General features: G+C 72.5%; 19 protein-coding genes. 14 read left to right on the top strand and 5 right to left on the bottom strand.

Annotated elements, in window-relative coordinates; all coding sequences use genetic code 11:
• Nucleotides 1-74 precede the first annotated feature (74 nt).
• The 4 genes from O7597_RS06070 to O7597_RS06055 all read right to left on the bottom strand — a co-directional run bounded on the left by O7597_RS06070 (nucleotide 75) and on the right by O7597_RS06055 (nucleotide 6,691).
• Complete coding sequence (locus tag O7597_RS06070; protein ID WP_281582216.1) at nucleotides 75-3,872, bottom strand: multifunctional oxoglutarate decarboxylase/oxoglutarate dehydrogenase thiamine pyrophosphate-binding subunit/dihydrolipoyllysine-residue succinyltransferase subunit; 3,798 nt, start codon at nucleotides 3,870-3,872, stop codon at nucleotides 75-77.
• Between the two features lie 275 nt (nucleotides 3,873-4,147).
• A complete protein-coding gene (locus O7597_RS06065) occupies nucleotides 4,148-4,963 on the bottom strand; it encodes an ABC transporter permease (protein WP_269738126.1) in 816 nt (271 codons plus the stop codon).
• On the bottom strand, nucleotides 4,960-5,895 hold the full coding sequence (locus tag O7597_RS06060; RefSeq protein WP_269738125.1) for an ATP-binding cassette domain-containing protein: 936 nt from the start codon (nucleotides 5,893-5,895) through the stop codon (nucleotides 4,960-4,962). Before O7597_RS06060 ends, O7597_RS06065 begins: the two co-directional genes overlap by 4 nt.
• Nucleotides 5,896-6,043: 148 nt before the next feature.
• Nucleotides 6,044-6,691 carry a hypothetical protein gene (locus tag O7597_RS06055; RefSeq protein ID WP_281582215.1) on the bottom strand — a complete coding sequence of 216 codons (648 nt, stop codon included), beginning with the start codon at nucleotides 6,689-6,691 and terminating at the stop codon, nucleotides 6,044-6,046.
• 163 nt (nucleotides 6,692-6,854) lie between these two features.
• On the opposite strand from O7597_RS06055, the gene O7597_RS06050 reads away from it, so the two are divergent.
• The 7 genes from O7597_RS06050 (at nucleotide 6,855) to O7597_RS06020 (ending at nucleotide 14,640) form a co-directional block, all read left to right on the top strand.
• A complete protein-coding gene (locus O7597_RS06050) occupies nucleotides 6,855-7,619 on the top strand; it encodes a GNAT family N-acyltransferase (RefSeq protein WP_269738123.1) in 765 nt (254 codons plus the stop codon).
• Entirely contained in the window at nucleotides 7,616-8,599 is a 984-nt protein-coding gene (locus O7597_RS06045) for a 1-acyl-sn-glycerol-3-phosphate acyltransferase (RefSeq protein ID WP_281582214.1), read from the top strand. The genes O7597_RS06050 and O7597_RS06045 overlap by 4 nt, the downstream gene beginning before the upstream one ends.
• A gap of 112 nt (nucleotides 8,600-8,711) precedes the next feature.
• Entirely contained in the window at nucleotides 8,712-9,413 is a 702-nt protein-coding gene (locus tag O7597_RS06040; RefSeq protein ID WP_099853003.1) for a response regulator transcription factor, read from the top strand.
• Nucleotides 9,410-10,963 (top strand): HAMP domain-containing sensor histidine kinase, encoded by a 1,554-nt coding sequence (locus O7597_RS06035; protein ID WP_269738121.1) that lies wholly within the window; start codon nucleotides 9,410-9,412, stop codon nucleotides 10,961-10,963. Before O7597_RS06040 ends, O7597_RS06035 begins: the two co-directional genes overlap by 4 nt.
• Nucleotides 10,964-11,025: 62 nt before the next feature.
• A complete protein-coding gene (locus tag O7597_RS06030) occupies nucleotides 11,026-12,576 on the top strand; it encodes a trypsin-like peptidase domain-containing protein (protein ID WP_281582213.1) in 1,551 nt (516 codons plus the stop codon).
• A 180-nt stretch (nucleotides 12,577-12,756) separates the two neighbouring features.
• Nucleotides 12,757-13,428 (top strand): BON domain-containing protein, encoded by a 672-nt coding sequence (locus O7597_RS06025; protein ID WP_281582212.1) that lies wholly within the window; start codon nucleotides 12,757-12,759, stop codon nucleotides 13,426-13,428.
• Nucleotides 13,429-13,578: 150 nt separating this feature from the next.
• Entirely contained in the window at nucleotides 13,579-14,640 is a 1,062-nt protein-coding gene (locus O7597_RS06020; protein ID WP_269738712.1) for a glycosyltransferase, read from the top strand.
• Between the two features lie 13 nt (nucleotides 14,641-14,653).
• On the opposite strand, the gene O7597_RS06015 is transcribed toward O7597_RS06020, so the two are convergent.
• Complete coding sequence (locus O7597_RS06015) at nucleotides 14,654-16,348, bottom strand: serine/threonine-protein kinase (protein WP_281582211.1); 1,695 nt, start codon at nucleotides 16,346-16,348, stop codon at nucleotides 14,654-14,656.
• A gap of 187 nt (nucleotides 16,349-16,535) precedes the next feature.
• Here O7597_RS06015 and O7597_RS06010 point away from each other — a divergent pair, with 187 nt between their 5' ends.
• The 7 genes from O7597_RS06010 to O7597_RS05980 all read left to right on the top strand — a co-directional run bounded on the left by O7597_RS06010 (nucleotide 16,536) and on the right by O7597_RS05980 (nucleotide 25,305).
• Nucleotides 16,536-17,366 (top strand): patatin-like phospholipase family protein, encoded by an 831-nt coding sequence (locus O7597_RS06010; RefSeq protein WP_210827034.1) that lies wholly within the window; start codon nucleotides 16,536-16,538, stop codon nucleotides 17,364-17,366.
• A complete protein-coding gene (locus O7597_RS06005; RefSeq protein WP_269738117.1) occupies nucleotides 17,366-18,382 on the top strand; it encodes a 1-acyl-sn-glycerol-3-phosphate acyltransferase in 1,017 nt (338 codons plus the stop codon). Before O7597_RS06010 ends, O7597_RS06005 begins: the two co-directional genes overlap by 1 nt.
• Before the next feature lie 9 nt (nucleotides 18,383-18,391).
• Nucleotides 18,392-18,712, top strand: a complete 321-nt coding sequence (gene cutA / locus O7597_RS06000) for a divalent-cation tolerance protein CutA (protein ID WP_269738116.1) — start codon at nucleotides 18,392-18,394, stop codon at nucleotides 18,710-18,712.
• A 48-nt stretch (nucleotides 18,713-18,760) separates the two neighbouring features.
• The gene (locus O7597_RS05995) at nucleotides 18,761-22,492 is read left to right on the top strand and encodes a hypothetical protein (RefSeq protein WP_281582210.1); all 3,732 of its coding nucleotides are present in this window, start codon (nucleotides 18,761-18,763) and stop codon (nucleotides 22,490-22,492) included.
• 285 nt (nucleotides 22,493-22,777) lie between these two features.
• Nucleotides 22,778-23,659: a transposase family protein gene (locus tag O7597_RS05990; protein WP_281582209.1), complete on the top strand. Its 882-nt coding sequence runs from the start codon at nucleotides 22,778-22,780 to the stop codon at nucleotides 23,657-23,659.
• 207 nt (nucleotides 23,660-23,866) lie between these two features.
• On the top strand, nucleotides 23,867-24,157 hold the full coding sequence (locus O7597_RS05985) for a 4a-hydroxytetrahydrobiopterin dehydratase (protein ID WP_281582208.1): 291 nt from the start codon (nucleotides 23,867-23,869) through the stop codon (nucleotides 24,155-24,157).
• The gene (locus tag O7597_RS05980; RefSeq protein ID WP_281582207.1) at nucleotides 24,157-25,305 is read left to right on the top strand and encodes an FHA domain-containing protein; all 1,149 of its coding nucleotides are present in this window, start codon (nucleotides 24,157-24,159) and stop codon (nucleotides 25,303-25,305) included. Before O7597_RS05985 ends, O7597_RS05980 begins: the two co-directional genes overlap by 1 nt.
• The last annotated feature ends 50 nt before the right edge of the window (nucleotides 25,306-25,355 follow it).

Here is a 25,355-nt window from a genome sequence, read left to right as displayed (position 1 = left end):
TCCTCACCGGAGCCCCGGTGAAGCCGTCCGGTCCCGTCCCACCCTGGGGCGGGACGGGACCGGGTCAGTTCTCGTCAGGGGCGGGGAAGTGCCGCCTCGATCAGCGCGGTCTGCTCGACCTCGTGCATCTTCGCCGACCCGACCGCCGGCGCCGCGGCGGCCGGACGGGAGATGCGGCGAAGCCGGACGTCGTCGAGGTGCTCCAGCAGGTTGAGCGCGACGAACGACCAGGCGCCCTGGTTGGCCGGCTCCTCCTGCACCCAGGCGAAGTCCTCCGCGTTCGGGTACTGGGCGAGCGCGGCCCGGATCTCCTCCACCGGCATCGGGTAGAGCTGCTCCAGCCGGATGATCGCCGTGTTGCTGATGCCGCGCTCCTGCCGGGCCTGGAACAGGTCGTAGTAGACCTTGCCCGAGCAGAGCAGCACCCGCTTGACCCGCTCGGGGTTGCCGGCCGCCGGGTCGGCCAACACCGGGGAGAAGCCGCCGGTGGTGAAGTCCTCCACCGAGGAGACGCAGAGCTTGTGCCGCAACAGCGACTTGGGCGTGAACACCACGAGCGGCTTGCGCTTGGGCGACAACGCCTGCCGGCGCAGCAGGTGGAAGTAGTTCGCCGGCGTCGTCGGGTTCGCCACCCGCATGTTGTCCTCGGCGCAGAGCTGGAGGAAGCGCTCCGGGCGACCGGAGGTGTGGTCCGGTCCCTGACCCTCGTGGCCGTGCGGCAACAGCAGGGTCACCGCGGAACGCTGGCCCCACTTCACCTCGCCCGAGGAGATGAACTCGTCGATCACGGACTGGGCGCCGTTGACGAAGTCGCCGAACTGCGCCTCCCAGCAGACCAGCGCCTCCAGGTTCTCCACCGAGTAGCCGTATTCGAAGCCCATCGCGGCGTACTCGCTCAACAGCGAGTCGTGCACGAAGAACCGGGACCGCTCGCCGTCGGCGGTGAGCGACTGCAACGGCAGGTAGTCGTCGCCGGTTTCCGCGTCGACGATCGAGGCGTGCCGCTGCACGAAGGTGCCGCGGCGCGAGTCCTGCCCGGCGAGCCGGACGGTCACCCCGTCGTGCAGCAGCGCACCGAAGGCGATGATCTCGCCGAAACCCCAGTCGATGTTGCCTTCGACGGCCATCCGGGCCCGCCGGTCGAGCAGCTGCCGGATCCGCTTGTGCGGCGTGAAACCGTCGGGCAGGTTGACGTGCGCCTCACCGACGGCCTTGATGACCGACGCCTCGGTAGCCGTCTCCACCTGCGGCTCGGGCTCGTCCTGCCGGGGTGGACGGCTCAGCTGCCGTGGCGTGCTGGCCGCGTCGCGGGTGGCCTTGAAGACCCGTTCCAGCTGCGCCTGGTAGTCGCGCAGCAGCTCCTCGGCGTCCTCCACGGTGATGTCGCCCCGCCCGATCAGCTCCTCCGTGTAGAGCTTGCGGACCGAGCGCTTCGAGTCGATGATCCGGTACATCTGGGGGTTGGACATCGAGGGGTCGTCGCCCTCGTTGTGCCCGCGCCGCCGGTAGCAGACCAGGTCGATGACGACGTCCTTGTTGAACGCCTGGCGGTACTCGAAGGCGAGCCGGGCCACCCGGACCACGGCCTCCGGGTCGTCGCCGTTGACGTGGAAGATCGGGGCCTGGATCATCCGGGCCACGTCGGTGCTGTAGAGGCTGGAGCGGCTGTACTCCGGGGCGGTGGTGAAGCCGACCTGGTTGTTGACCACCACGTGGACCGTCCCGCCGGTGCGGTAACCGCGCAACTGGGAGAGGTTCAGCGTCTCGGCCACCACGCCCTGGCCGGCGAAGGCCGCGTCACCGTGCACCGCCAGCGGCAGCACGGTGTAGCCCTCCAGCTTGAGGTCGATGCGGTCCTGCTTGGCCCGGACGATCCCCTCCAGCACCGGGTCGACGGCCTCCAGGTGGGACGGGTTCGCCACCACCGACACCTTGACGGCGTGGTCGCCGTCGGGAGTGGTGAACTTGCCGTTCTGGCCCAGGTGGTACTTCACGTCGCCCGAGCCCTGGGTGGAGCGTGGGTCCAGGTGTCCCTCGAACTCGGAGAAGATCTTCTCGTACGGCTTACCGACGATGTTGGCCAGCACGTTGAGTCGACCCCGGTGGGCCATGCCGATGACGACCTCGTCCAGCCCGCCCTCGGCGGCGTTCTCCAGCACCTCACCGAGCAGCGGGATGAGCGACTCGCCACCCTCCAGCGAGAAGCGCTTCTGGCCGACGTACTTGGTCTGCAGGAAGGTCTCGAAGGCCTCCGCCGCGTTGAGCCGGTTGAGTACGTGCTTCTGCTCGCCGGCCGGCGGCTTCTCGTACTTGCGCTCGACCCGCTCCTGGATCCAGCGGCGCTCGGCCGGGTCCTGGATGTGCATGTACTCGATGCCGACCCGGCGGCAGTACGAGTCGCGCAGCACCCCCAGGATCTCCCGCAGCTTCATCCGCTGACGGCCGGCGAAGCCGTTCACCGGGAAGGTGCGGTCCAGGTCCCACAGGGTCAGCCCGTGCTGGAGGACGTCCAGATCCGGGTGCTTACGGATCTTGAACTCCAGCGGGTCGGTGTCGGCCATCAGGTGACCGCGCACCCGGTAGGAGTGGATCAGCTCGTGGACCCGGGCGGTCTTGTTGATCTGACCTTCGCTGTCGACCGCGACGTCGCGCATCCAGCGCACCGGCTCGTAGGGGATCCGCAGCGAGGTGAAGATCTGGTCGTAGAAGCCGTGCTCGCCGAGCATCAGCTCGTGCATGACCTTGAGGAACTCGCCGGACTGCGCGCCCTGGATGATCCGGTGGTCGTACGTGCTGGTCAGCGTGATGACCTTGCTGACCGCGAGTTCGGCCAGGGTGGCCTCGCTCATGCCCTGGTACGGCGCCGGGTACTCCATGGCACCGACGCCGATGATCGCGCTCTGGCCCTGCATGAGTCGCGGCATGGAGTGCACGGTGCCGATGCCGCCCGGGTTGGTCAGCGAGATGGTGGTGCCGGAGTAGTCCTCCATGGTCAGCTCGTTGCGACGGGCACGCCGGACGACGTCCTCGTACGCCTGCCAGAACTGCCGGAAGTCCATCTGCTCGCAGGCCTTGATGGAGGGAACCACCAGGTTACGGCTGCCGTCCGGCTTGGTCAGGTCGATGGCGATGCCCAGGTTGACGTGCTCGGGGCGGACCATCACCGGCTTGCCGTCGACCTCGGCGAAGGAGTTGTTCATCTCGGGATGGGCGACGAGCGCCCGCACCAGGGCGTAGCCGATCAGGTGGGTGAAGCTGACCTTGCCGCCGCGTCCCCGGGCGAGATGGTTGTTGATCACGATGCGGTTGTCGACCAGGAGCTTGGCCGGCACGGCTCGGACGCTGGTCGCGGTCGGTACGGCCAACGACGCGTCCATGTTCTGGACGATCTTGGCGGCCACTCCGCGCAGCGGCGTGGTCTGTGGCCCGTTGGCGGTGGGTGCGGTCCGGGCCGGCTGGCTCTTCGTCGGTTCGGCCTTGGCGGCGGCCGGCTTGGCGGCGGCCGGCTTCGCGGTGGCCGGCTTGGCCGCGGCGGACGCCGGCTTCGAGGTCTCCGCCGCGGTCTGGCGGTCGCCCTTGCCTGCCGGTTCGCCCTTGCCCGTCGGCTCGGACTTGGCCTTGGCCGCTGGTTCGCTCTTGGCGGCCGTCTCGGTCCTGGCCGGGGTGGCCTCCTTGGCCTCGGTGGTGGCCGGCCGCCCGTCACCGGTGCCCGCTGTGCTCTGACCGGGCCGGTAGTCGGCGAAGAAGTCGTGCCAGGCCGGGTCGACGCTGCGGGGATCGGCGAGGTAGCGCTGGTACATCTCCTCGACGATCCACTCGTTCGGGCCGAAACCCGCCAGTGGGTTCTCCTGCGAAGTCTGCTGGGTCGACACGGCCGGTAATCGCCTCTTTCACGCGGGTTTGTATGTCACGCGGTGCCCGATGCGCCGGGACGGGCGCACAGGACGGTTCCCAGGCTACGCCGTAGCCGACTCCGGGGCATTTCCGCCTCCGTCCCGTGGTCGGATTCACAGAAGATGCCAGAAGTTCGGTAAGCGCTGCGTATTCCCTTGATCGCTGCTATGGCCGACGGGCCCGGCGCGCCGGCTGTTCACCGGTGCACCGGGCCCGTCGGGGGCGGGGGCGACCCGAGTCGGCCGCCCGGTTGTCAGGAGATGTCGCGGCGTCGGGTGAGGAGGATCCCGACCACGCCGCTGACCACGGCGTAGCCCACCAGTACGAGCGCGCCGACCCACCACGCGGGCAGCATCTCGTTCTCACCCGGCGTGATCATGACCTGGGAGGCGGCGGCCGGCCAGATCACCTGCCACTTGATCACGGCCATGTTGTCCAGCACGTTGGCCAGCAGCAGGAAGAGCAGCCCGACCACCTGGGTGCCGATCAGGTAGAGCACCGAGGCGGTGATCACCGCGCCCAACTGGTTGGTGATCAGCGTGCCGATGCCCACGCCGAGCACCGTCCAGATCGCGTACGCCATCAGGTTGAGCAGCAGGGCCCGCTGGACCTCCCACTCGCCGAGCTGGGTGCCGTAGTCGTTGAGGGACAGGAACGTCGCACCGGCGGCGAGGTCGATGATCGTGGTCACCAGCCAGAACGCGAAGCCGAGCAGGCTGGCCGCGACGAGCTTGCTGACGATCACCGAGGTGCGTCGCGGGGTGGCCAGGAACGTCGTGGTCGCGGTCTGGTGGAAGAACTCGTTGGTGACCATGAGGATGCCGATGAGCATCACGAACAACAAACCCAGGTACTGCCCCGAGGTGTAGAGGTTCGCCGCCTGGCCGGGCGCGGAGGCGGCGTCGCCGGTGTAACCGAACTCCTCGCCGCCGCCGCTGAGCGTCTCGGTGGCCAGCCACGCGTTGAAGGCGAAGGCCATGGCGATCGACAGGAACGCCCCGATGGCCAACCACCACCACGTGCTGGTCGTACGGATCTTGAGTAGTTCGGAGCGGACAAGGTTGCTCATCGGATGCCCGCCTTTCCGGCCGTCAGTTCCAGGAACACGCGTTCCAGGTCGGGTCGTTCGGTGGTCAGCTCATGCAGTTCCACCCCGGCGGTCAGGGCCGTCCGACCCACCGTCGGCGCGTCGACCCCGCCGATCAGCAGGGCACCCTGCCCGTCGTTCTCCACCGTGGCCGGCCCGCCCTGCAGCGCGGCGGTCAGCGCCTCGGCCTGTGGAGTGCGCACCCGCACCCGGACGCCCTGCGCCATCGACCCGATCACCTGCTCCACCGGACCCTGCCGGACCAACTGTCCGGCAGCGATGATCACCACGTCGTCGGCCAGCAACTGCATCTCGGAGAGCAGATGGCTGGAGACGAGCACGGTGCGGCCCTCGGCGGCCAGGCCCTTGAGGAACCCGCGCATCCACCGGATGCCCTCCGGGTCCAGGCCGTTGGCCGGCTCGTCGAGGATCAGCACCCGGGGGTCACCGAGCATCGCCGCGGCGATGCCGAGCCGCTGCTTCATGCCCAGCGAGTAACCCTTGAACTTGCGCTTGGCCGCAGGGGTCAACCCGACCAGCTCCAACGCCTGGTCGGCCCGCTCCCGCGGCAGCCCGGCGGCCGCGGAGATCACTCGCAGGTGGTTGACTCCGGTGCGCCCCTTGTGCGCGCTGGACGCCTCCAGCACCGCGCCGACGTGCCGCAGCGGGTCGGCCAGGTCGGGGTAGCGCCGACCGCCGATGGTGGCCGTGCCGGCGGTCGGGGTGACCAGGTTCAGCAGCATCCGCAGGGTGGTGGTCTTACCCGCACCGTTCGGGCCGAGGAAGCCGGTGACCCGACCCGGTTCGACCGTGAACGACAGGTTGTTGACCGCGAGCACGTTGCGGTACCGCTTGGTCAGACCGGAAACCACGATCTGGGCGTCGTTGGTGGGGCTTGGTCGCCCGTCGGTCATCGTTCTCCTCCCGTGTGGCGCCGGGGTGCGCCGTTGCACAGCGTGACGTTAATGGTCAAGTAATTCAATCGGGCTCGTTCGGGAAATCGTGCTCCGTCTCAGGCAGGAGACGTCTCATCCCCAGGTACGAGCCGATCGACCGCCGGGTCTACACGGCGATCCAGGTCGCCCGGGCGTGACCGAGCGGGCGACCGTCCGGGGCGTACAGGCTGGTGTGCACGAGCGCCTTGCGGCCCTCGGTGCCGATCACCGCACCGGTCACCACGCACTCGTCGTCGGGGCGGGGCAGCGCCTCGATCCGGGCCGCGATCCGGCCCAGCACGTACGGCCGGCCGGCACCGATCACCGCCCAGCCGCCGGGGCAGTCCAGGGCGGCCCAGACCGTGGCGGGGACGACCTGCCGGGGTGCCCGTACCGGCGCGGCCGTCCGGCCGTCCGGCAGCCGACCCGGAAAGATCCGCAGGCCGTCGGCGCGCTGCGGACCACAGACGTAGCAGCCGGGGAACGGGTGCTCCACCAGCCCCGGGTACGCCGCCGACGCGGCCCGGGCGGACGCCAGGTCCACCGGGGGGACGGCCTCGCCGAGATCGCCCGCCGGGCGCAGCTGCGCGATCACCTCGCCGGCCGGGTCGAGCACCTGTGCGTCGACCAGGCTCAGCGGCGTGTCCAGCGGCGGCGGCCGGCGCAGGGTCACCTCGACCGGACCGTGCCCGCCGTACGCGGTGGCGAAGACCCCGGCGCTCCAACCGCCGTTGCCCGAGCCCGGTGGTCCGTTGAAGCGTCCCTCGATGATCATCAAGCCCCTCCGCCCGCGCGGCCTCGTCGCCGACACCGGCAGCCTCGCACGCCGTCGCCGACGGCCGGCGCGGCGGGTCGGCCACCGGCCGCCGACCGGCGTTCACCGGATCGACATCACCGGTCACCATGGCCGGCAACCGACCGGGCGCTACACAGAAGGCATGGCCGTTCTGCCAGCCGTGGACGTCGCACTGACGACCAGCGGCTACATCCTCTCGATCGCCGACAGCCCCAGCCAGGTCGAGGCCGCGCAACGCCTGCGTCATCAGGTGTTCGCCGGCGAGTTGGGCGCCACCGTGTCCCTCGACGCGGCCGGCCTCGACCGCGATGTCTTCGACACGTACTGCGACCACCTGGTGGTGCGCCAGGAGAGCAGCGGTGAGGTGGTCGGCACGTACCGGCTGCTTCCGCCGGGACGGACCAGCCGCCGATACGCGGCGGGCGAGTTCGACCTGAGCGCGCTCGACCCGTTGCGGACCCAACTGGTCGAGGCCGGCAGGTCCTGCGTGCACCCCGCGCACCGCAGCGGGGCGGTGATCAACCTGATGTGGGCGGGCATCGCCCGCTACCTGCACCTGCGCGGGCTGCGCTGGCTCGGCGGGTGTGCCTCCGTGCCGGTGGCCGACGGTGGCCTCGCCGCCGCCGAGGTCTGGGCCCAGACCCGGGCGAAGCACCTGGCACCCCCGCAGCTGCGGGTCCGGCCATTGCGCCCCTGGTTCGCCGAACCGGGTGTGCCGACCGAGACGATCGCCGGATCGGCCCGGTTGGTCCCGCCGCTGCTGCGCGGCTACCTGCGGCTCGGCGCCCAGGTCTGCGGCGAACCGGCGTACGACCCGGACTTCGGGGTGGCCGACTTCTACGTCCTGCTCTCGATGGACCGGATCAACCCGCGTTATCTGCGGCACTTCCTCGGCGGGCAACCGTGAGCCCGCTGTGGCGGCCCAGCTCCGGCTGTGGCCCGGCCTGTCTCCCCGGCCCGGGCGAAGCACCCACCATCCCGGTGCTGCGGCAACTGGGCCGTGCCGCCGGCCTGCTCGGCATGCTCGGACTCGGCATCGGGCTGGCGGCCCTGCTTCCGGCGCTGCCGACGCAGGAGCGTCAGGCCGCGCTGCGCGGCTGGGCCCGGACCACGGCCCGCGCCTGCGGGGTACGCCTCGAAGTGCGCGGTCGGCTGCCCCGACGGCGGGCCCTGCTGGTCGCCAACCACGTTTCCTGGTGGGACGTCCTGGCGCTGCTCGCGGTCGCGCCGGCCCGGCTGGTGGCCAAGCAGGAGGTACGCCGGTGGCCACTGATCGGCCTGCTCGCCCGCGCGGCCGGCACCGTGTTCGTGGATCGCTCCCGGCCTCGTGGGCTGCCCGCCACGGTGGGCCGGGTCGCCTCGGCGCTGCGGTCGGGCCGCTCGGTCGCGGTCTTTCCGGAGGGCACCACCTGGTGCGGCGGCGCCGCGTCCTGCCGGCCGGCGAACGGTTTCCGGCCGGCGATGTTCCAGGCGGCGATCGACGCCGGGGCGCCCGTCGTGCCGCTGCGGATCGGCTACCGCTGCGGGCTGACCGGTGAGACCACCACGGCCCCGGCCTTCGTCGGCGACGAGACCCTGCTGCGCTCGGTGCGGCGGATGCTCGCGGTGCGGAAGCTGACGGTCCGGGTCGACATCGCCGCGCCGCTGCACCCCGCCCGCTCCACCGACCGGCGGGCGCTCGCCCGGGTCGCCGAATCGGCCGTGCACCTCGTACCGTCGATGCCAGCCGCGCAGCCGGCGTCCGTGGTCGCCGGGCCCGCCCAGCCGGTGCGCGTGCCGGCGCGACCGGCAGCGGCGGTGCTACCGGTGACGCCCCGGTCCGCGGCCGCGACGTCACCCGGAGCGGTGGCGGGGGAGCCGGAGCGGGAGCTGCCGTTGGCCGCCTGACAGTCGGCGCGGGGTCACCCGGGTGGTGAGAGCGGCGCGGGTCCTGCCGCTCACAGGCTTTTTCCAGGATCCGCCCAGCGGAGGCGCAGTGTCTGCGCGGATGATGGGCGGCATGGCCGCTACCCAGACCGAGGCGCGACTGCTCGTCGTCGAGGACGATCCCAACATCCTCGAACTGCTCTCCGCGAGCCTGCGCTTCGCGGGATTCGACGTGGCCACCGCCACCAGCGGCAGCGCCGCGCTGAGCGCGGCCCGGGATCATCGCCCCGACCTGGTGGTGCTCGACGTGATGCTGCCTGACCTCGACGGGTTCGAGGTGATCCGGATGATGCGCGAGGGCGGCACCCGTACGCCGGTGGTCTTCCTCACCGCCCGCGACGCCACCGACGACAAGATCCGTGGGCTCACCCTGGGCGGCGACGACTACGTGACCAAGCCGTTCAGCCTGGAGGAGCTGACCGCCCGGATCCGGGCGGTGCTGCGCCGCACCAGCACCGGCGAGCAGGCACCCGCCCGGCTCACCTTCGCCGACCTGGAGCTGGACGAGGAGACCCACGAGGTGTACCGGGCCGGTCAGCGGGTGCAGCTGTCGCCGACCGAGTTCAAGCTGCTGCGCTACCTGATGCTCAACGCCAACCGGGTGCTGTCCAAGGCGCAGATCCTCGACCACGTGTGGAACTACGACTTCCGGGGCGACGACAACATCGTCGAGTCGTACATCTCGTACCTGCGCCGCAAGGTCGACACGACCGATCCCCGGCTGATCCACACCCTGCGCGGCGTCGGGTACGTCCTGCGCAAGCCGGCGGCGTGAACGCGGTACAGCAGGGCAAGACCCGGCTCCGCGCGGTACCGCTGCGGGTCAAGCTCGTCGCGGCCGTGCTGGCCCTGGTCGCCGCCGCGTTGCTGGTGATCGCCTCACTGACCACGATCTTTCTTCGTAGCTACCTGGTCGACCAGGTGGACGAGGAGCTGACAAGCGCGGTCGAAACCATCGAGAGCGATCTGGCCGGCAAGCCCTGGGCGGAGGTCTACATCCCGCCCGACTCGGTCATCCCCACCGACTACGTGGTGGTGGTGACCAGCCGCAGCACCGGGTTGGTCAAAGACTACGGGTTCGACGAACGCCGGTTCGACGCTGCCGACCTGCCGCACTGGCCCGAGGACGCCGCCGGCTTCCAGCAACTGGCCGGGAAACCGTTCGATACCCGGGCGCGAGGCACCGACGTGCGCTGGCGGATGCTCTACACCGAGCTACCCAACGGGCAGTGGGCCGCGATCGGGCAGCACCTCACCGACGTGGAACAGGCGGTGAAGCGGCTCATCTGGATCGACCTGCTGGTCGGTGGGGCGGTGCTGGTGCTGCTCGCCTCGATCGGCGCGGCGATCGTCCGGACCAGCCTCAAGCCGCTCGTGGAGATCGAACGCACCGCCGCCGCCATCGCCGGTGGTGATCTCAGTCGCCGGGTCCCGGACCCGGAGGACGGCCAACCCTGCCCGACCTCGGAACTGGGCCGGTTGTCCCGGGCCCTGAACGCGATGCTCAGTCAGATCGAGATGGCCTTCACCGCCCGGGCGGCGTCGGAGTCCGCGGCCCGGGAGGCCGCCGAGGGGGCCCGCACTTCCGAGGCCCGGGCCCGCCGCTCCGAGGAACGGATGCGGCAGTTCGTCGCGGACGCCTCGCACGAGCTGCGTACCCCGCTGACCACCATCCGCGGCTTCGCCGAGCTGTACCGTCAGGGTGCGGCCCGGGCGCCGGAGCAGACCTCCGAGCTGCTGCGGCGCATCGAGGACGAGGCGGCCCGGATGGGGCTGCTGGTGGAGGACCTGCTGCTGCTGGCCCGGCTGGATCGCGAACGACCGCTCTCGCTCGCCCCGGTGGAGCTGCCGGTGCTGGCCGCGGACGCGGTGGCGGCGGCCCGTGCGACGGCACCGGACCGGCGGATCGAGCTGGAGATCGAGCCCGGCTCCGGGCCGCTGGTGGTACGTGGCGACGACGCCCGGTTGCGGCAGGTGATCGGCAACCTGATGACGAACGCGCTGCGGCACACCCCGCCCGGTGCGGCGGTGACGTTGCGGCTGCGTGCCGAGCCCGGCAACCTGGCGGTGGTCGAGGTGGCCGACACCGGGCCGGGGCTCACCGCCGAGCAGGCGGAGCGGGTCTTCGAGCGCTTCTACCGGGTGGACGCCTCGCGTACCCGGCGAACCGACGGCAACACCGGCACCGGTCTCGGCCTGGCCATCGTCGCCGCGCTGGTGACCGTGCACCAGGGGACGGTAGAGGTGACCGAGACGCCGGGTGGTGGCGCCACCTTCCGGGTACGGCTGCCGCTCGCACCGGCCACCGACATCGACGACCAGTGATTTTCAGCCAATCCTCAGTTCCGCCCAAGGCGGGACGCAGAGCGATGGGAGAAGGTAGGGGCATGACCGAGTACGAGTCCGACCCGCGGCGGCCGGCCCCCACCGACGCCGAGCCGTCGCAACCCGAGCTGTCCCGCGCCGAGTACGCGCGGTCCGACTCTCCGTCCACTGACCGTCCCGACGCCGACCCGACGGTCGAGGCGCCGACCGTACCGGTCCGGGCCGTCGATCCGTCGCCGGTCGGCCCGGACGCCGCGCCGAGTCAGCCGGCCCCGGCCGCCGGCTCGACCCCGGCGGCACAGCCGGTCTCCGGTCAGCCTGGTTGGGCGCCGACCGGCGGCCACCCGTACCAGCACCCGCACCAGCCCGGCGCCCGCTACCCCACAAACCCGTGGTACCCCGGCCAGCCCGCCTGGAGCGGTGCCCAGCCGACCGGGCCCGGTGCCGGGCAGCCCGGGTATCCGGTGCAGGCCGCCGGAACGCCGAGCGGCTACCCGGGGCAGAGCGGAACTCCGGGCGGTTACCCGGGGCAGCCGAACCCGTGGGCCCCCACGCCGTCCAGCGGTCCCCGCCTCGGCAGGATCGCCAAGCTGGCGGGGGCCGGCGTGGCGGTGTTCGCCCTGATGCTGGGCAGCGGCGTCGCCGGTGGGGCGCTCACCCTGGCGCTGAGCGACGGCGGCGGAATCACCCGCACCTACAGCGCCGCACCCGTGATCGACGGTGCCGACCTGCCGCGCATCGCCGCGTCGGTGCAGGACAGCGTGGTGTCCATCAGCACCGGCAGTGGTGAGGGCTCCGGCGTGGTGCTCAGTGCCGACGGCTACGTGTTGACCAACAACCACGTGATCGCCGGGGGCGGCGACACGGTCCGGGTCTTCTTCGCCGACGGCACCAGCACCCAGGCCGAGGTCGTCGGTACCGACCCGAAGACCGACCTCGCGGTGCTGAAGGCGAACGGGCTGACCGATCTCCAGCCGGCCACCCTCGGCGACAGCGACGCGATGCAGGTCGGCGACCAGGTGCTCGCCCTGGGCAGTCCGCTCGGCCTGCAGGGCTCGGTCACCGCGGGGATCCTCAGCGCCCGGGACCGCACCATCCAGGCCGGCGGGGGGCAGCAGCTCCCCGGCCAGGCGGTGAGCTCGATCTCCGGGCTGCTGCAGACCGACGCGCCGATCAACCCCGGCAACTCGGGGGGCGCACTGGTGAACACCCGGGGCGAGGTGATCGGCATCAACACCGCGATCGCCACCGCGGGACAGGGCAACACCGGCAACATCGGCGTGGGCTTCGCCATCCCGAGCAACAAGGCCAAGGACGTCGCGGAGAAGCTCCAGCGCGGCGAGAAGATCAGCCACCCGTCGCTGGGGGTCAGCGTGAACGCGGCGCCCGACGGCGGCGCGCTGATCGGTGCGGTGAACCCGGGCAGTGCGGCCGAGCGGGCCGGGCTGCAACAGGGTGACGTGATCACCCGGTTCGGCGACAAGGTGATCAACGACTCCAACGACCTGGTGGCCGCCGTCCAGGCCGGCAAGGTCGGTGACCAGGTCGAGGTGACGTACCAGCGAAATGGAGCCGAGGCGACGGCAACCGTGACGCTCGCCGAGGCGTCCTAACGAGACAGGACCTGCTTCCTCCCTCCGGGGCGGCGGGTGGCGTGGCCAAGGGGGTTGGCCACGGCGCCCGCCGCCCTTCCTCCGTTCCGGGCCCGGTTCACCCACACCGGGTGAACCACGCTCACCCCGCCGGCCGGCAACATCGGCGACGGAGACTGCCGAAGCGGACCGGAGGGTGTCATGACCACGGCGACGGCCACCCGCAGCGACGACCAGATCCAGCGCGACGTGCTCGCCGAACTCGCCTGGGACGCGCAGGTGCGCTCGACCGACATCGGGGTGAGCGTGCGCGACGGGGTGGTGTCGCTGGCCGGCGGCGTGGACAGCGCCGCCCGCAGGTGGGCGGCGGTGCGTGGGGCCCAACGGGTACGCGGGGTGCGGGCGGTCGCCGACGACATCGAGGTGCGGCCCACCGGTCCGGTCGACATCACCGACGGCGACCTGGCGATCGCGGCCAGCCGGGCGCTGGAGTGGCACAGTTTCGTGCCGGCCGAGCGGCTGGACCTCACCGTCGCCGACGGGTGGCTGATGCTACGCGGCGCGGTGGAGTTCGGTTGGCAGCGGCGTACCGCCGAGCGGGAGTTGCGCCGGCTGCGGGGCGTACGCGGCGTCACCAACCTGGTCGAGGTGCGGCCCGCCGCGCCGGCCGACGTCGACCGGATCCGCACTGACGTGCAACGGGCCCTGATGCGGGGGATCGGCACGGAACGGGTGATCGTCCAGGTACGCGGCGACACGGTGACCCTGAGCGGGGTGGTGCGGTCCTGGTGGGAGCGGGATCAGGCGGAACGGATCGCCTGGTCGGCCGAGGGCGTGTGCATGGTACGCGACCACCTGCTGGTCGGCGGCTGAACCGACGATCCGGCGCCCGGTTTGTCCATGCCGGGACCGGGAAGACGCTCGATCCCAGCAAGGGAGCCGATCGGGGTCGACGCCCCCGCACAGCAACGGGGAGGGCACGTGGCCGACAACCTTGCGCGCGAGCAGCGGTTGCGGATCGCCATGGTCGTGCCGCCCTGGCTGTCGGTGCCGCCGCCGGGTTACGGCGGACTGGAACACGTGGTGGCCGGTCTGGTCGACGCCCTGATCGCCCGGGGGCACGCGGTGACGCTGATGGGTGCCGGCGCGGCGCACGGCACCGCCGCCGACTTCCTCGCCACCCTCGACGAGTTGCAGTTCGACCGCCTCGGTGAGGCGCTGCCCGAACTGGCCCACCTGGCCCGGGTCAACCATCTGCTCAGTGCGGCCGATTTCGACATCGTGCACGACCACAGCACGATCGGTCCGCTGGTGGCCGGGCGACGGCAGGTACCCACCGTGGCAACGGTGCACGGCAACCCGGTGGGCGAGTACGGCACGGTGCTCAGCGACACCGACCGGGGGGTCGGCCTGGTCGCGATCTCACACACCCAACGGGGGTTGAACCCGCAGCTGCCCTGGGTCGGCACCGTGCACAACGCGATGAGCCTGGACGGCTTCCCGCGCAAGGAGGCCCCCAGCCACGGACCCGTGTTGTGGCTCGCCCGGTTCAGCCCGGACAAGGGGCCGGAACTGGCCATCCGGGCCTGCCGGGCGGCCGGTCTGCCGCTGGTGCTGGCCGGCAAGTGCAACGAGCCCGCCGAGCGGCGCTACTACGACGAGGTGATCCGGCCGATGCTCGGGCCGGACGTCACGGTGGTGCTCGACGCCGACCGGAAGGCCGTGCTGCGGCTGCTGGTCGAGGCGCGCTGCCTGGTCATGCCGATCCAGTGGGAGGAGCCGTTCGGCATCGTGATGCTGGAGGCGATGGCGACCGGAACGCCGGTGGTGGCGCTGAACCGGGGCGCGGTGCCGGAACTGGTCCGCCCCGGGGTGAGCGGGCTGATCTGCCAGCGGCCGGACGAACTGCCGGCGGCCCTGCGGCGGTCCGTCGATCTCGCCCCGGAGGACTGCGTGGCGCACGTGGCCCGGACCTTCTCCACCGAGCGGATGGCCGCCGGCTACGAGGAGGTGTACCGCCGCTTCCTCGCGGCCGCGACCCCCCGGGCCGCGGTCCGCGAGCCGGCCCGGGTCACCCCGGCCTGACCGGTCGTGCCGCTCAGACCTGCGCGGCACCGAGCGCGGTGATCGCCGCGTCCAACTGCTGCGCGTACGCCGGGCTCAGACCCTTCTCGCGCAGTCGGATGGAGACCTTTTCCCGGAGCCGGGCGACGCCGGGCCCCAACTCACCCTCGCCGCCGGTCACCTCCCGGGTCAGGTTGCGCAGTTCGTTGCGCAGGTCGAGGCCGACATCGTCACGGATGCCACCGTCGGCGAGACCGGCACCGATCACCTCGTCCAAGCGGTTCGCGGCCTCGACGAGGCTGTCGCCACCCGGGGGCGGGTTCGGCGCGCCGGTCGTCGCCGCTGGCGTGGCCGAGGTGCTCGACGGTGCGGGGCTCGGCGGCACGCTGACGGTGTCGTCCGGTGGGGCCGGCTCGGCCGTCGCCGTCGGTCCGGTCGTGGGCAGCACGGCGGGCGGTCCGGCGTCGTCGTCCGGCAGCAGCGCCGGCACCGTCAGCGCCGTAGCGATCAGTGTGACCACGGCCGCCGTGACGAGCAGCGGGCGCCACGGTCGCCGCCCCCGCCGCGGGTCGTCGCCGGTCACCGGTGCCGGGCGCGGCAGCCGCCGCCCCCGCCCCGGATCCACCCCGGAGACCGGTACGGACCCGCCGTCGACCAGCCCGGTGGCGGTCTGCGCGTCGCGCCCGTCCGGCTGCCCGGCGGCGTCGACCGTGCCACCCGGAGCGACCGAGGTGCCTGCCGGCGCGCCGGAGAGGGCCCCGGCGAGAGCAGGCTGCAGAGCGGCGGGACCGACGGTCGGTAGGACCCAGGCGGGAGCCGGGGCGGCCACGTCGGGGCGGCCCGTCGTGGGCAGCGTGACGGTGGGCGCGAGCATCGTGTTGGCCTGCGGATCGGCGGGCAGCATCTGGTCACGCAGCACGGTGGCCACCTGTCGCGCGGTGGGACGGTCGGCAGGATCCCGCGACAGGCAGCGCAGACAGATCTCGGCCACCGTGGCCGGCAACCCCGGCACCCCGGCCAGCGACGGCGGCGGGCGCTCGGCGAGCGCCACGGTGAGTTCGTCCCAGGTGTCCGCCGGGTACGGCACCCGGCCGGTCAGGGTCTCGTGCAGCAGCACCCCGAGCGAGTAGACGTCGGTCGCCGGTTGGGCCGGCGCGCCGTCGAGCCGCTCCGGCGCCACGTAGGCGGGGGTGCCGAAGGTGGCACCGTCCTCGTCGTCGTCCGGGGCGCCGATCCGGGTGGCGATGCCGAAGTCGAGCACCTTCGCGCCGACCTGGGTCATCATCACGTTGGCCGTGGTGATGTCCCGGTGCACGATGCCGAGCCGGTGCGCGGCGGCCAGCGCGTCGGCGACCTGGGCGCCGATCTCCACCGCCTGTGGCCACGGCAGCGGACCCTCGGTGAGCCGGAACTCCAGCTCCTCACCGGCGAGCAGTTCCATCACCACGAACGAGGTGATGGCGCCGTCCGGCGACACCGTCTCGCCGTAGTCGTGCACCGAGGTGACGTTCGGGTGGACCAACTGTGCGGCGGCGCGGGCCTCCTCGCGGACCATGTCGCGGAACCTGGCGTCGGCGGCCAGTGACGGGGCGAGCACCTTCAGTGCGACCACCCGGTCGAGTACCTCGTCGTGGGCCCGCCAGATCACCGACATGCCGCCGGAGCCGATCTGGTCGATCAGCCGGTATCTGGTGGCCAGCAACCGGCCGGGCTGCAGCGCTGGCTTCACGGATCGCACCTGCCTCATAGGTGGGAGCGGTATCAGGTTGCGCGAATGTTGCTCACCTGTCAACGGGCCTCGATGCATATCGGTGGGTGCGACCGGCCGGTGGCGTCGCGTAGCGGTGGGGGGTGCCAGGGGTGCGAGGGCGTACGGGAGGGGACCGTCGGTGCCCGGCCGTGCCAGGATGAACGGCATGGCGCGGGGACCGGTGGCTTTCGTGCTCGGCGGCGGGGGCGTCCTGGGCGCGGTCGAGGTGGGCATGTTGCGCGCCCTGTTCCGGGCCGGAATCCGGCCCGACCTGGTGCTCGGCACCTCCATCGGCGCGGTCAACGGCGCCCTGGTGGCGGCCGACCCGTCCGAGGCGGTGACCGACCGGTTGGTACGGCTCTGGGCCTCCCCGGAGGCCAGCGAGGTGTACGGCGACTCGGTCGCCCGGCAACTGCGACGCTTCGCCGCCCGTACCCACCTGCACTCGCCCCGGCCACTGCGCAAGCTGTTGGAGAACGAACTCGGTGCCCAGACCACCTTCGCCGATCTGAAGATTCCGTTCCGTTGCTGCGCGGCGAACATCGAGCGGGCCGCCGAGCACTGGTTCGTCAGCGGGCCGGTGGTGCCGGCGGTCCTCGCCTCCGCCTCGGTGCCGGGCCTGCTGCCGCCGGCCCGCATCGGTGATCAGCACTACGTGGACGGCGGGATCGTCAACTCCATCCCGATCGGCGAGGCGGTCGCGGCCGGCGCCAGCCGGATCTTCGTACTCCAGGTGGGCCGGATCGAGCGGGCGCTGGCACCGCCCCGGCGCCCCTGGGAGATCGCCCAGGTCGCGTTCGAGATCGCCCGCCGGCACCGGTTCGCCCGCGAGATGGCCGCCCTGCCCGACGGGGTGGAGGTGCACGTGCTGCCGACCGGCGGGCTCGAGCCACGCGACGACACTCCGTGGGCGTACCGGGACATGGCGGCGGTGGGCCGACGGATCAGCCGGGCCTACTCGGCCTCCCGGCACTACCTGGCCAACCTGGAACGCTGATGCCGTTACCGCCGCGTTGGCTGCGTCGACTGCTGCTGGCACCGGGCGTGGTGCTGCTGGCGATCCTGCTGGTCACCACGGTGCCGCTGTGGGCCCTGCTCGCCCTCGCCGTGTCCCCGTTCGTTCCCGGGCACCTGCGTCCCCTGCGGTTGCTCTGGCTCGGCTGCTTCTACCTGGTCTGGGACGCCGCGGCGCTGCTGAGCCTCTTCGGGCTCTGGGTCGGCTCCGGGTTCGGCTGGCGGGTACGCGCACCCGCCTTCCAACGGGCCCACTACGTGCTGGCCGGCTGGTTCCTGCGGGTGTTCTTCTGGCAGGCCCGGTGGATGCTGCGACTGCGCATCGACGTGGTCGGTACCGACCCGGACACCGCCCTGCCGGGCCGGCCGGAACTGGTGCTGTGCCGGCACGCCGGTCCGGGTGACTCGTTCATCCTGATCCACGCGCTGGTGAACTGGTTCCGGCGGGAGCCACGGATCGTGCTCAAGGACACCCTTCAGTGGGATCCGGCGATCGACGTGCTGCTCAACCGGTTGCCGAGCCGGTTCATCGCGCCGGGGCACGACGGGCGGGGCTCGCTGACCGAGCAGGTCGGGCATCTGGCCACCGGGTTGGACGAGGACGACGCCTTCGTGATCTTTCCCGAGGGCAGCAACTTCACCCCGAAACGCCGGCTGCGGGCCATCGCCCGGCTGCGCGACCGGGGACACGAGCGGATGGCGCTGAAGGCGGAGGCGATGCGGCACGTGCTCGCCCCACAGCCGGGTGGGCTGCTGGCGGCGCTGGACGCGGCACCGGACGCCGGGGTGATCTTCGTGGCGCACACCGGCCTGGACCGGATGCTCACCGTCACCGACGTGTGGCGGGAACTGCCGATGGACAAGCGGCTGGTGATGCGGTTCTGGTCGGTGCCGCCGGAGGAGGTGCCGACCGGCCGACAGGAGCGCATCGACTGGCTCTACGAATGGTGGAGTCGGATAGACGAGTGGATCGCGACCAACCGCGACGACGCGACGTAGGGTGCGCGGGTGGAGCAGATCAGCGTGGTGACGACGGTGGTCGACGCGCGGTCGGTCGCCGATCTGCTGGCCGCCGCCGCGGTGGCCGGGCGGTTGGCGGCCTGCGCGCAGGTGGGTGGCCAGGTGGACAGCACATACTGGTGGCGGTCGGGCGTGGAGACCAGCACCGAATGGTCGGTGCAGTTCAAGACCGCGCCCGACCGGGTCGACGCGTTGGTCGAGCAGTTGCGGGCCAGCCATCCGTACGAGGTGCCGGAGATCCTGGTCACCCGGGTCGAGTGTGGCCATCCCGGGTACGCCGCCTGGGTCTTCGAGCACACCCGCTCCTGAGTACGCGCACTCTGGTGCCGGCGGCGCCCGGCCGTCGAGGATGACGGCGTGGACAACGCCTACCCCTGCCCGGCCTGCGGAAGCCCGGCGAATCTGACCTCCGGCTGCACCGGCTGCGGCCGACCGCCGCACCAGGCCGCCGCCGAGGTGATCCGGCTCGACCGGGAGATCGTCGCGCTGGGCGGTGAGGTGCAGCGGGCCCGTCAGGCGTACGAGGGGTTGGTCGGGCGGCTGGACACCGTGCGGCGGCGGGCCGAACTGGCCGCCGCGGTCCGGGCCGAGTTCCCGGTGTCCAGCACGCCGCCGGGCCACCGCGCCGTACCGGCCGTCGGCGGGCATCCGGCGACCGCTCCGGTGTCGACCGGTGGCCGGTCCGCGTCCGTCCCGGTGCGCCCGGGTGGCGCGGAGACGTCGACGCGGACGGTGCAGGGCCTGCTCTTCGTCCTGGGTGGACTGCTGCTCGGCACGGCGGCGACGGTCTTCACCGCGGTCGCCTGGGCGTCGGTCGGGGTGGCTGGTCGGGCAGCCATCCTGCTGGCGTTCACCGCCCTGCTGCTGGCGGTGCCGCTGATCGCACGTCGGCGGGGACTGCGCGGCACCGCCGAGACCTTCGCCGCCGTCGGGCTGCTGTTGGTACTGCTCGACGGATACGCCGCCTGGTCGGTCGACCTGTTCGGGGTGACCGCCTGGCCGGGCAGCCGGTACGCCGCCCTGGTGGTGGCGATCAGCGCGGCGGTGACGGTCGGTTACGCCCGGATCAGCCGCCTGGCCGTGCCGTGGTTCGCCGCGCTGCTGGTCGTTCAGCCGCTGTTGCCGCTGCTGGCTGCCGAGTTCCGTCCGGAACCGGCCGGGTGGGCGGTGGTCTTCGTCGGGGTGGCACTGGTCGACCTGGCGGTGGTCGTCGCGCTGCGGCGGCGGGCCGGTGTCGTCGCGGACGAGGGGGCCGCGACGACACCGGCGGTGCGGCTGGCCGGGACGCTCCTGGCCTGGGCCTGGTTCGCCGGCTGGTTGCTACTCGCCGCGGGCTGCGCATTGGTGCCCCTGCTGGTCGGTCGGGCGGCCGGGGTACCGCTGCTGGCCGGCGGGCCGATGCTGCTGGTGGCACTCACCGCCTTCGGCGCGGCGTTGCTGGCCGGTGGCGGGTCGGTACAGGCGCTGGCGGCCGGCGCGCTGGTGCCGGTGCTGGCCGCTGCGGTGGTCCGCCCGGTGGTGGAGCTACGCGCCTCGGTGTGGCTGCTGGTGGCAGCGCTGGTCGCGGCCGGACTGGCCGGTGCGGTACGGCTGCTCCCGCCCGACTGGCGGCCCGGTCCACGCGTGGGTACCTTGCTGGTGGCCGGCGGTGGCGGGCTGCTGGCGACGTTGGCGGGCCTGCTGCTGGCGGGTGCCGCCGTGGGTCGGTCGTTGCCGCCGTGGCGAGGGGCCACGGCGGGGCCGGCCTTCGCGTGGGGGTGGCAACTGCCGGTGGCGGTGGCACTGACCTCGGTGGCGGTGGCGGTGCTGCTGCCCCGGGCGGCGCAGTCGGCGGTGCTGACGAGCGGTCTCGCCGCGACCACCTTCGCCGTGCCGGTGGCCTGGGCCGCGCCGTGGCCGGCGGTGGTCGCGATCGACCTCGCGGTCGGGGTGGTGTTGCTGTTCGCGGCGGTGGTCCGCCCGACGCTGCCCACCGTCGCGGCGCTCACCTCGGCCTCGGCCGGTGCGGCACTGCTCGGGCACGGGCTGCTGGTCGGGCTGGCCGACCCGATCGGTGCCGGTAGCGCCTGCGCGGTGGTCCTGGCCGTCGGCCTCGGCGTGGCGGTCGCCGGCCGGGGCGGCGACCCGGTGCGGCGGACGGTGGCTGGTTGCGGGCTGGCTGCCGCGGTGCTCGTGGTACCGGCGGCGGCGGCGATCGCGCTGATCGGCGTCGGTGCCCCGCCGTGGTGGCAGGCTCGGGGCGCGCTGGCCGCCGTCACGCTGCCGGCGGTGGCGCTGCTCGCGCTGCGTCGATCCTGGCCCGAACTGGCCGGGTACGCCTCGACCGGGCTTGCCGTGGTGGCCGTGCTGACCGGCCTGTCGCCCCTGGCCGTGCCGGGTGCGGAGCAGGTGACGGTGTACGCGGCGGTGGCGACGTCGCTTGTCGCGCTCGCCGGATTCCGGGCTAGCCCGGCGGGGCTGTTGCCGGTGGCCGGGCTGGTGCTGGCCACGGTGGCGACGGTGGCGGCCCTACCGATGGTGCTGTCCGCCCTGCTGACGCCGTACGGGCCGCCGTCCGCACCGTGGTCCGGCGCGCCAGCGACAAGGGCGGCACCGGACGCCCTGCCGGTCGGCCTGACCATGGCACTGCTGGCGTTGGCGGCGGCGCTGGCCGTCTGGCCGGCCTCGCGCCCCCGCCCCGAGACGCGGCCAGTCGACGCCGCGCGGGCCGCGGGGCCCGGCGCGCAGCCGGGTGCCGTGGGTGGCGCTGCGGGTGTCGGCGCTGGTCCGGGTGGCCGTGACAGTGGCGACGACGCACGCGCCGCCGGTGGCAGTGGCGACGACGCACGCGTCGCCGGTGACAGGGGCGCTGGTACCGATGGTTGGCGGGTGGCCGGTGCGGTGCTGCCCTTCGTGGCCGCGGCCGGTCCGGTGCTGCTGGTCGCCGCCGCCACGCCGTGGCCGGTGGTGCCGGCGGTGGCGCTGCTCGGCGGGGTGGCTCTGCTGCTGACCGTCGCGCTGTCCCGCCCGGGCGGACGGTTCGGTGCGGTGGCCCTGCCGGTCGGTCTGGTGCTGGCGGTCGCCGGACTGCTCAACCTGCACGCCACCCGGGCGGGCACCCTGGGCGCGCTGGGACTGCTGGTGGTGGCGGCCACGGTCGTCGGCGTGGCCGCGCGTGGGGTGCCGGTACGCGTACTCGGCTGGCTGGTGGCGGTGGCGGCGGCGACCGGGTTCGCGGTCACCGCACCGCTGGCCGGCGGGCAGCCGCCGCGGGTGGCGGCGTTCGCGGTGCTCGGTGTCGCCGCGCTCACCCTCGCGCTCGCCGCGACGCTGCCGTCGAGCCGGTGGAGCCCGCCGCGACCGGCAGGGCCTCCACCGACTGTTGCGCCGACGGCGGGAACCACCCGAACGGCGTTCGGGACCTCCGCCGCCCCCGCAGCGGGGGTGCTGCTGGCCCGGGTGCTGGACGTCGCCGCGCAGGCGGTGGCGCTGCTCGCGCTGCTGCTCACCCTTGGCGCACTCCGGCATGCCGCGACGATCTGCGTGCTGTGGGGCGTCGCGACGGGGGTCCGGCTGTTGCGCCGGGACGAGTCGGTCGAGCGACGCTGGGTCTTCGCCGGTATCGGCGGGGGCAGCGAACTGCTGGCCGTCTGGCTGCTGCTGGCGGCCGGCGGGGTCAGCGTGCTGGAGGCGTACACGGTGCCGCTGGCGGCGGTGGCGCTGGGCGCCGGTGCGGTGGGGCTGCGTACCCGGCCGGGACTGAACAGTTGGCTCGCGCTCGGCCCGGGCCTGGCCGCCCTGCTGCTGCCCAGCCTGACCGCCGTGCTGTTCGGCGCCGACCCGGACCCCTGGCGGCGACTGCTGCTCGGCGCCGCCGCGCTCGCCGCGACGTTGCTCGGTGCGGTCCGCCGCTGGCAGGCGCCGGTGCTGCTCGGCGCGGGCACGCTGAGCCTGTTGGCCCTGTACGAGCTGGTGCGCAGCTGGGACCTGCTGCCCCGGTGGGCCTTTCTGGCCGCCGCCGGGCTGGCGCTGATCGGCCTGGCCACCACCTACGAACGTCGCCGTCGGGACCTGCTCCGACTGCGATCCGCCGTCAGCCGGATGAGCTGACGGCCGGCCCCACGACCACCCTCGGGGCCAGCGTCTGCCCAACATCGCCACGGACCACGCCGAGGGCGACATCATCGGGGATTCTGCTGTGTCAGACGGCGGCGGAGGCGACAACATCCCTGAAGTAGTTCCATCCTGAATCCGCTGGTCAGTAGGTCTTGACCGTTGGGCGGTGGTGGGTGATTGAGCAGGTCCACGAAGAGATGATCTCCGGGTTGATCGTTTGCCCAGCACCAGCGTGGCCTGCATGACATACAGGTGAGCCCTCGGCCAGGGTGTTCGGTCGTGACACACAAAAACCCGCCGGCCGAGGGCTCGCCGCTTGTCTACCAGTCCCGTCTGCCGCTGTCCACGAAGACACTGACCACGGTCACCACCGCCATCCGCCGTCACCGAGCCCAGGTGCGCTCACGATGGCGGAAGCTACCCGACCACACCGCAGCAGCGATCGTCCTCGCCGTGCTGCGTCACGACCAACGCCCGGCCGACCTGGCCGCCGCCAATGGCATCTCCGCCAACACCGTCCGCCGCTGGGTCAACCAGGTGATCACCACCCTCGCCGCCCAGATGCCCCGACTGTCCCGGATCCTGCGCCGCGCCCGCCACCACACACAGGTGGTCCTGCTCGACGGCACCCTGATCCCCGTCCAACGCCCCCGCGACCGACGCCGCCGCCACGCCCACTACAACGGCAAACACAAAACCTTCGGCCTGACAGTACTGTCCATCACCGACCTGACCGGAAACCTGCTGTGGATCTCCGCCGCCTACCCCGGCCGCACCGCCGAGATCACCGCAGCCCGCCGCCACCGCATCCCCGCCCACCTACGCCACCACGACCTAGCCGCCATCTGCGACCTCGGCTTCACCAACCTCGACGACCAACCCGGCCCCTACCCCGGCCTACGACCACGCCGCCAACCCCCCGGCCAACCCGACGACCACCCCACCATCATCACCGGCCGCCGACCCGCCCGCGCCCACCCACTAACCCGCTACCAACACGCCGTCAACAACCTCATCGCAGGCGAACACGCCACCAACGAACACGGCTTCGCCGACCTGAAGAACTGGCGCATCCTCCACCAACTACGCGGCAACCACCGCCACGCCACCACCCTGCTACGCGCCCTCACCGTCCTCACCCAAAGCCACATCACCCGCTAACAACCAAACGAGACGCGCCAAACGATCAACCAAAAGATCACCTACCCCGCAACCAGCCCACCCACCACCACCAACCCCACAGTCAAGACCCCCCGACCAGCCCAAACAGGATGGAACTACTTCCCTGATGTTGCCGCCTCCGATGAGTGATCGGGTGGGTGGGTCGCGGGTGGCGGTGGTGCCGGTCGGCACCGGTAGGGTCTGGCCATGGCAGAGGTGCTCACCGCCGAGGCGGTGCGAGACGAGCTGGGTGGGCTGGCGGGCTGGTCGGGAGACCCCGCCGGGATCACCCGAACCGTGGAGCTGGTCAGCTTCCTGGACGCCATCGCAGTGGTCGACCGGGTCGCCGCCACGGCAGAGGAACTGGACCACCACCCCGACATCGACATCCGGTGGCGCACGGTGACCTTCCGCTGCGTGACCCACTCGGCCGGCGGGGTCACCATGCGTGACATCCGACTGGCCCGGCGGATCGACGAGATCGTGGAGAGTGCCTGATGAGGTTCGAGATCAGCAAGGTGCTGGACGCCATCGAGGGTCGGGTCTGCACCGACCCGCAACTGGCCCGCGCGGTGCTCGACCTGGCGGAGATCATCCGCTACCAGGATCTCGACGGTGGGCGGCCGGCGAGTTCGCTGCGCCTCGGCATGGTCATCGATGCGCTGGCGCGCAGCCTGGAGGAGGACAGCGTTCCGGTCTACGCGGTCGTGCACCGCGGGATGCTCTCCGACGCCGACCTCACCTCCAACGAGCGGATGGTGGTGCGTCGGTGGGCCGACGACGGCCTGGTGGAGGTGCTCGACAACCCCGGTGACCGGATGCTGGAGGTGGCCGACCTGCTCGGCCTGCCGGTGCTCAGCCGGGTCCGCTTCGACGGCCTACGCGGGCGGTTTCCCTGGCTGGTGGAGCAGCCCGGCCGGGTCCTCGCCCCGGTGCCGGGTGCCGGCGGCCCGGTCTTCATCGCCCACGTCGGCGGCGGTCACACCCCGGTCGCCGGCCCGCCCTCACCGGCCGGTGCCAAGCTGCTCTCCCGTGAGTGGCGGTGCCCCGAGTCCGGCTGCACGCTGTTCGGCGGTGCCGGTGGCGGCGGAGCCTTCGCCGACCTGGCCCGGATCGACCGCGCGCCGACCGGGCAGCCGCCGCCGTCGCTGCGCAACGGCGTGCCCACCTGCCCCCGGCACGGTTCGCGGCTGCGGGATGCCGGGCCCCGGCCGCGCAGTGAGGTTCTCGCGGTACGCGTCGGTGGCCTGATCCGTCGTCGTTTCGTGCTCACCGAGGACCAGCCGGTGATGATCGGCCGGGCGCCGGAGGGTTCCGGCGGCATCATGCTCGGCCAGTGGCTCAACGACGAGGCGCGACGCTGGATCAGCCGCAACCACCTGCGGCTGGAGCTGCGCGGTGCGGACGTCGTGGCGACCGACGTCAGCACCAACGGTTCGGGCGTACGGCCGGGTGGCTCCCTGGCGGAGACGGACCGGCTGGCACTGGCCCCCCAGCAGTCCCGGGTGCTCGGCGCCGGTGACATGGTGGAGCTGTATCCCGGGGTACAGGTCGGCCGGCCGGACGAGTTCCCGGCGGGAGCGCCGTACAACCCGGACTCGGTGATGTCCGAGGCACCGACCATGGCGATGCGCCTGCCGCGCTGACGCCGGTGGCGCCGGGACCGTCGGCCCGGCGCCACCGGCGGTACGACAGC

It is taken from the genome of Verrucosispora sp. WMMC514 (assembly GCF_027497295.1).
GTDB lineage: Bacteria > Actinomycetota > Actinomycetes > Mycobacteriales > Micromonosporaceae > Micromonospora > Micromonospora palythoicola.
This window is presented reverse-complemented; position numbering and strand designations above follow the sequence as displayed.

Coding starts and splice junctions, on each gene's coding strand:
- O7597_RS06040 (WP_099853003.1), top strand. CDS start 8,712: ATGGCCGCTACCCAGACCGAGGCGCGACTGCTCGTCGTCGAGGACGAT.
- O7597_RS06060 (WP_269738125.1), bottom strand. CDS start 5,895: ATGACCGACGGGCGACCAAGCCCCACCAACGACGCCCAGATCGTGGTT.
- O7597_RS06055 (WP_281582215.1), bottom strand. CDS start 6,691: ATGATCATCGAGGGACGCTTCAACGGACCACCGGGCTCGGGCAACGGC.
- O7597_RS06050 (WP_269738123.1), top strand. CDS start 6,855: ATGGCCGTTCTGCCAGCCGTGGACGTCGCACTGACGACCAGCGGCTAC.
- O7597_RS06020 (WP_269738712.1), top strand. CDS start 13,579: ATGGTCGTGCCGCCCTGGCTGTCGGTGCCGCCGCCGGGTTACGGCGGA.
- O7597_RS06005 (WP_269738117.1), top strand. CDS start 17,366: ATGCCGTTACCGCCGCGTTGGCTGCGTCGACTGCTGCTGGCACCGGGC.
- O7597_RS06025 (WP_281582212.1), top strand. CDS start 12,757: ATGACCACGGCGACGGCCACCCGCAGCGACGACCAGATCCAGCGCGAC.
- O7597_RS06065 (WP_269738126.1), bottom strand. CDS start 4,963: ATGAGCAACCTTGTCCGCTCCGAACTACTCAAGATCCGTACGACCAGC.
- O7597_RS06010 (WP_210827034.1), top strand. CDS start 16,536: ATGGCGCGGGGACCGGTGGCTTTCGTGCTCGGCGGCGGGGGCGTCCTG.
- O7597_RS05985 (WP_281582208.1), top strand. CDS start 23,867: ATGGCAGAGGTGCTCACCGCCGAGGCGGTGCGAGACGAGCTGGGTGGG.
- O7597_RS06030 (WP_281582213.1), top strand. CDS start 11,026: ATGACCGAGTACGAGTCCGACCCGCGGCGGCCGGCCCCCACCGACGCC.
- O7597_RS05980 (WP_281582207.1), top strand. CDS start 24,157: ATGAGGTTCGAGATCAGCAAGGTGCTGGACGCCATCGAGGGTCGGGTC.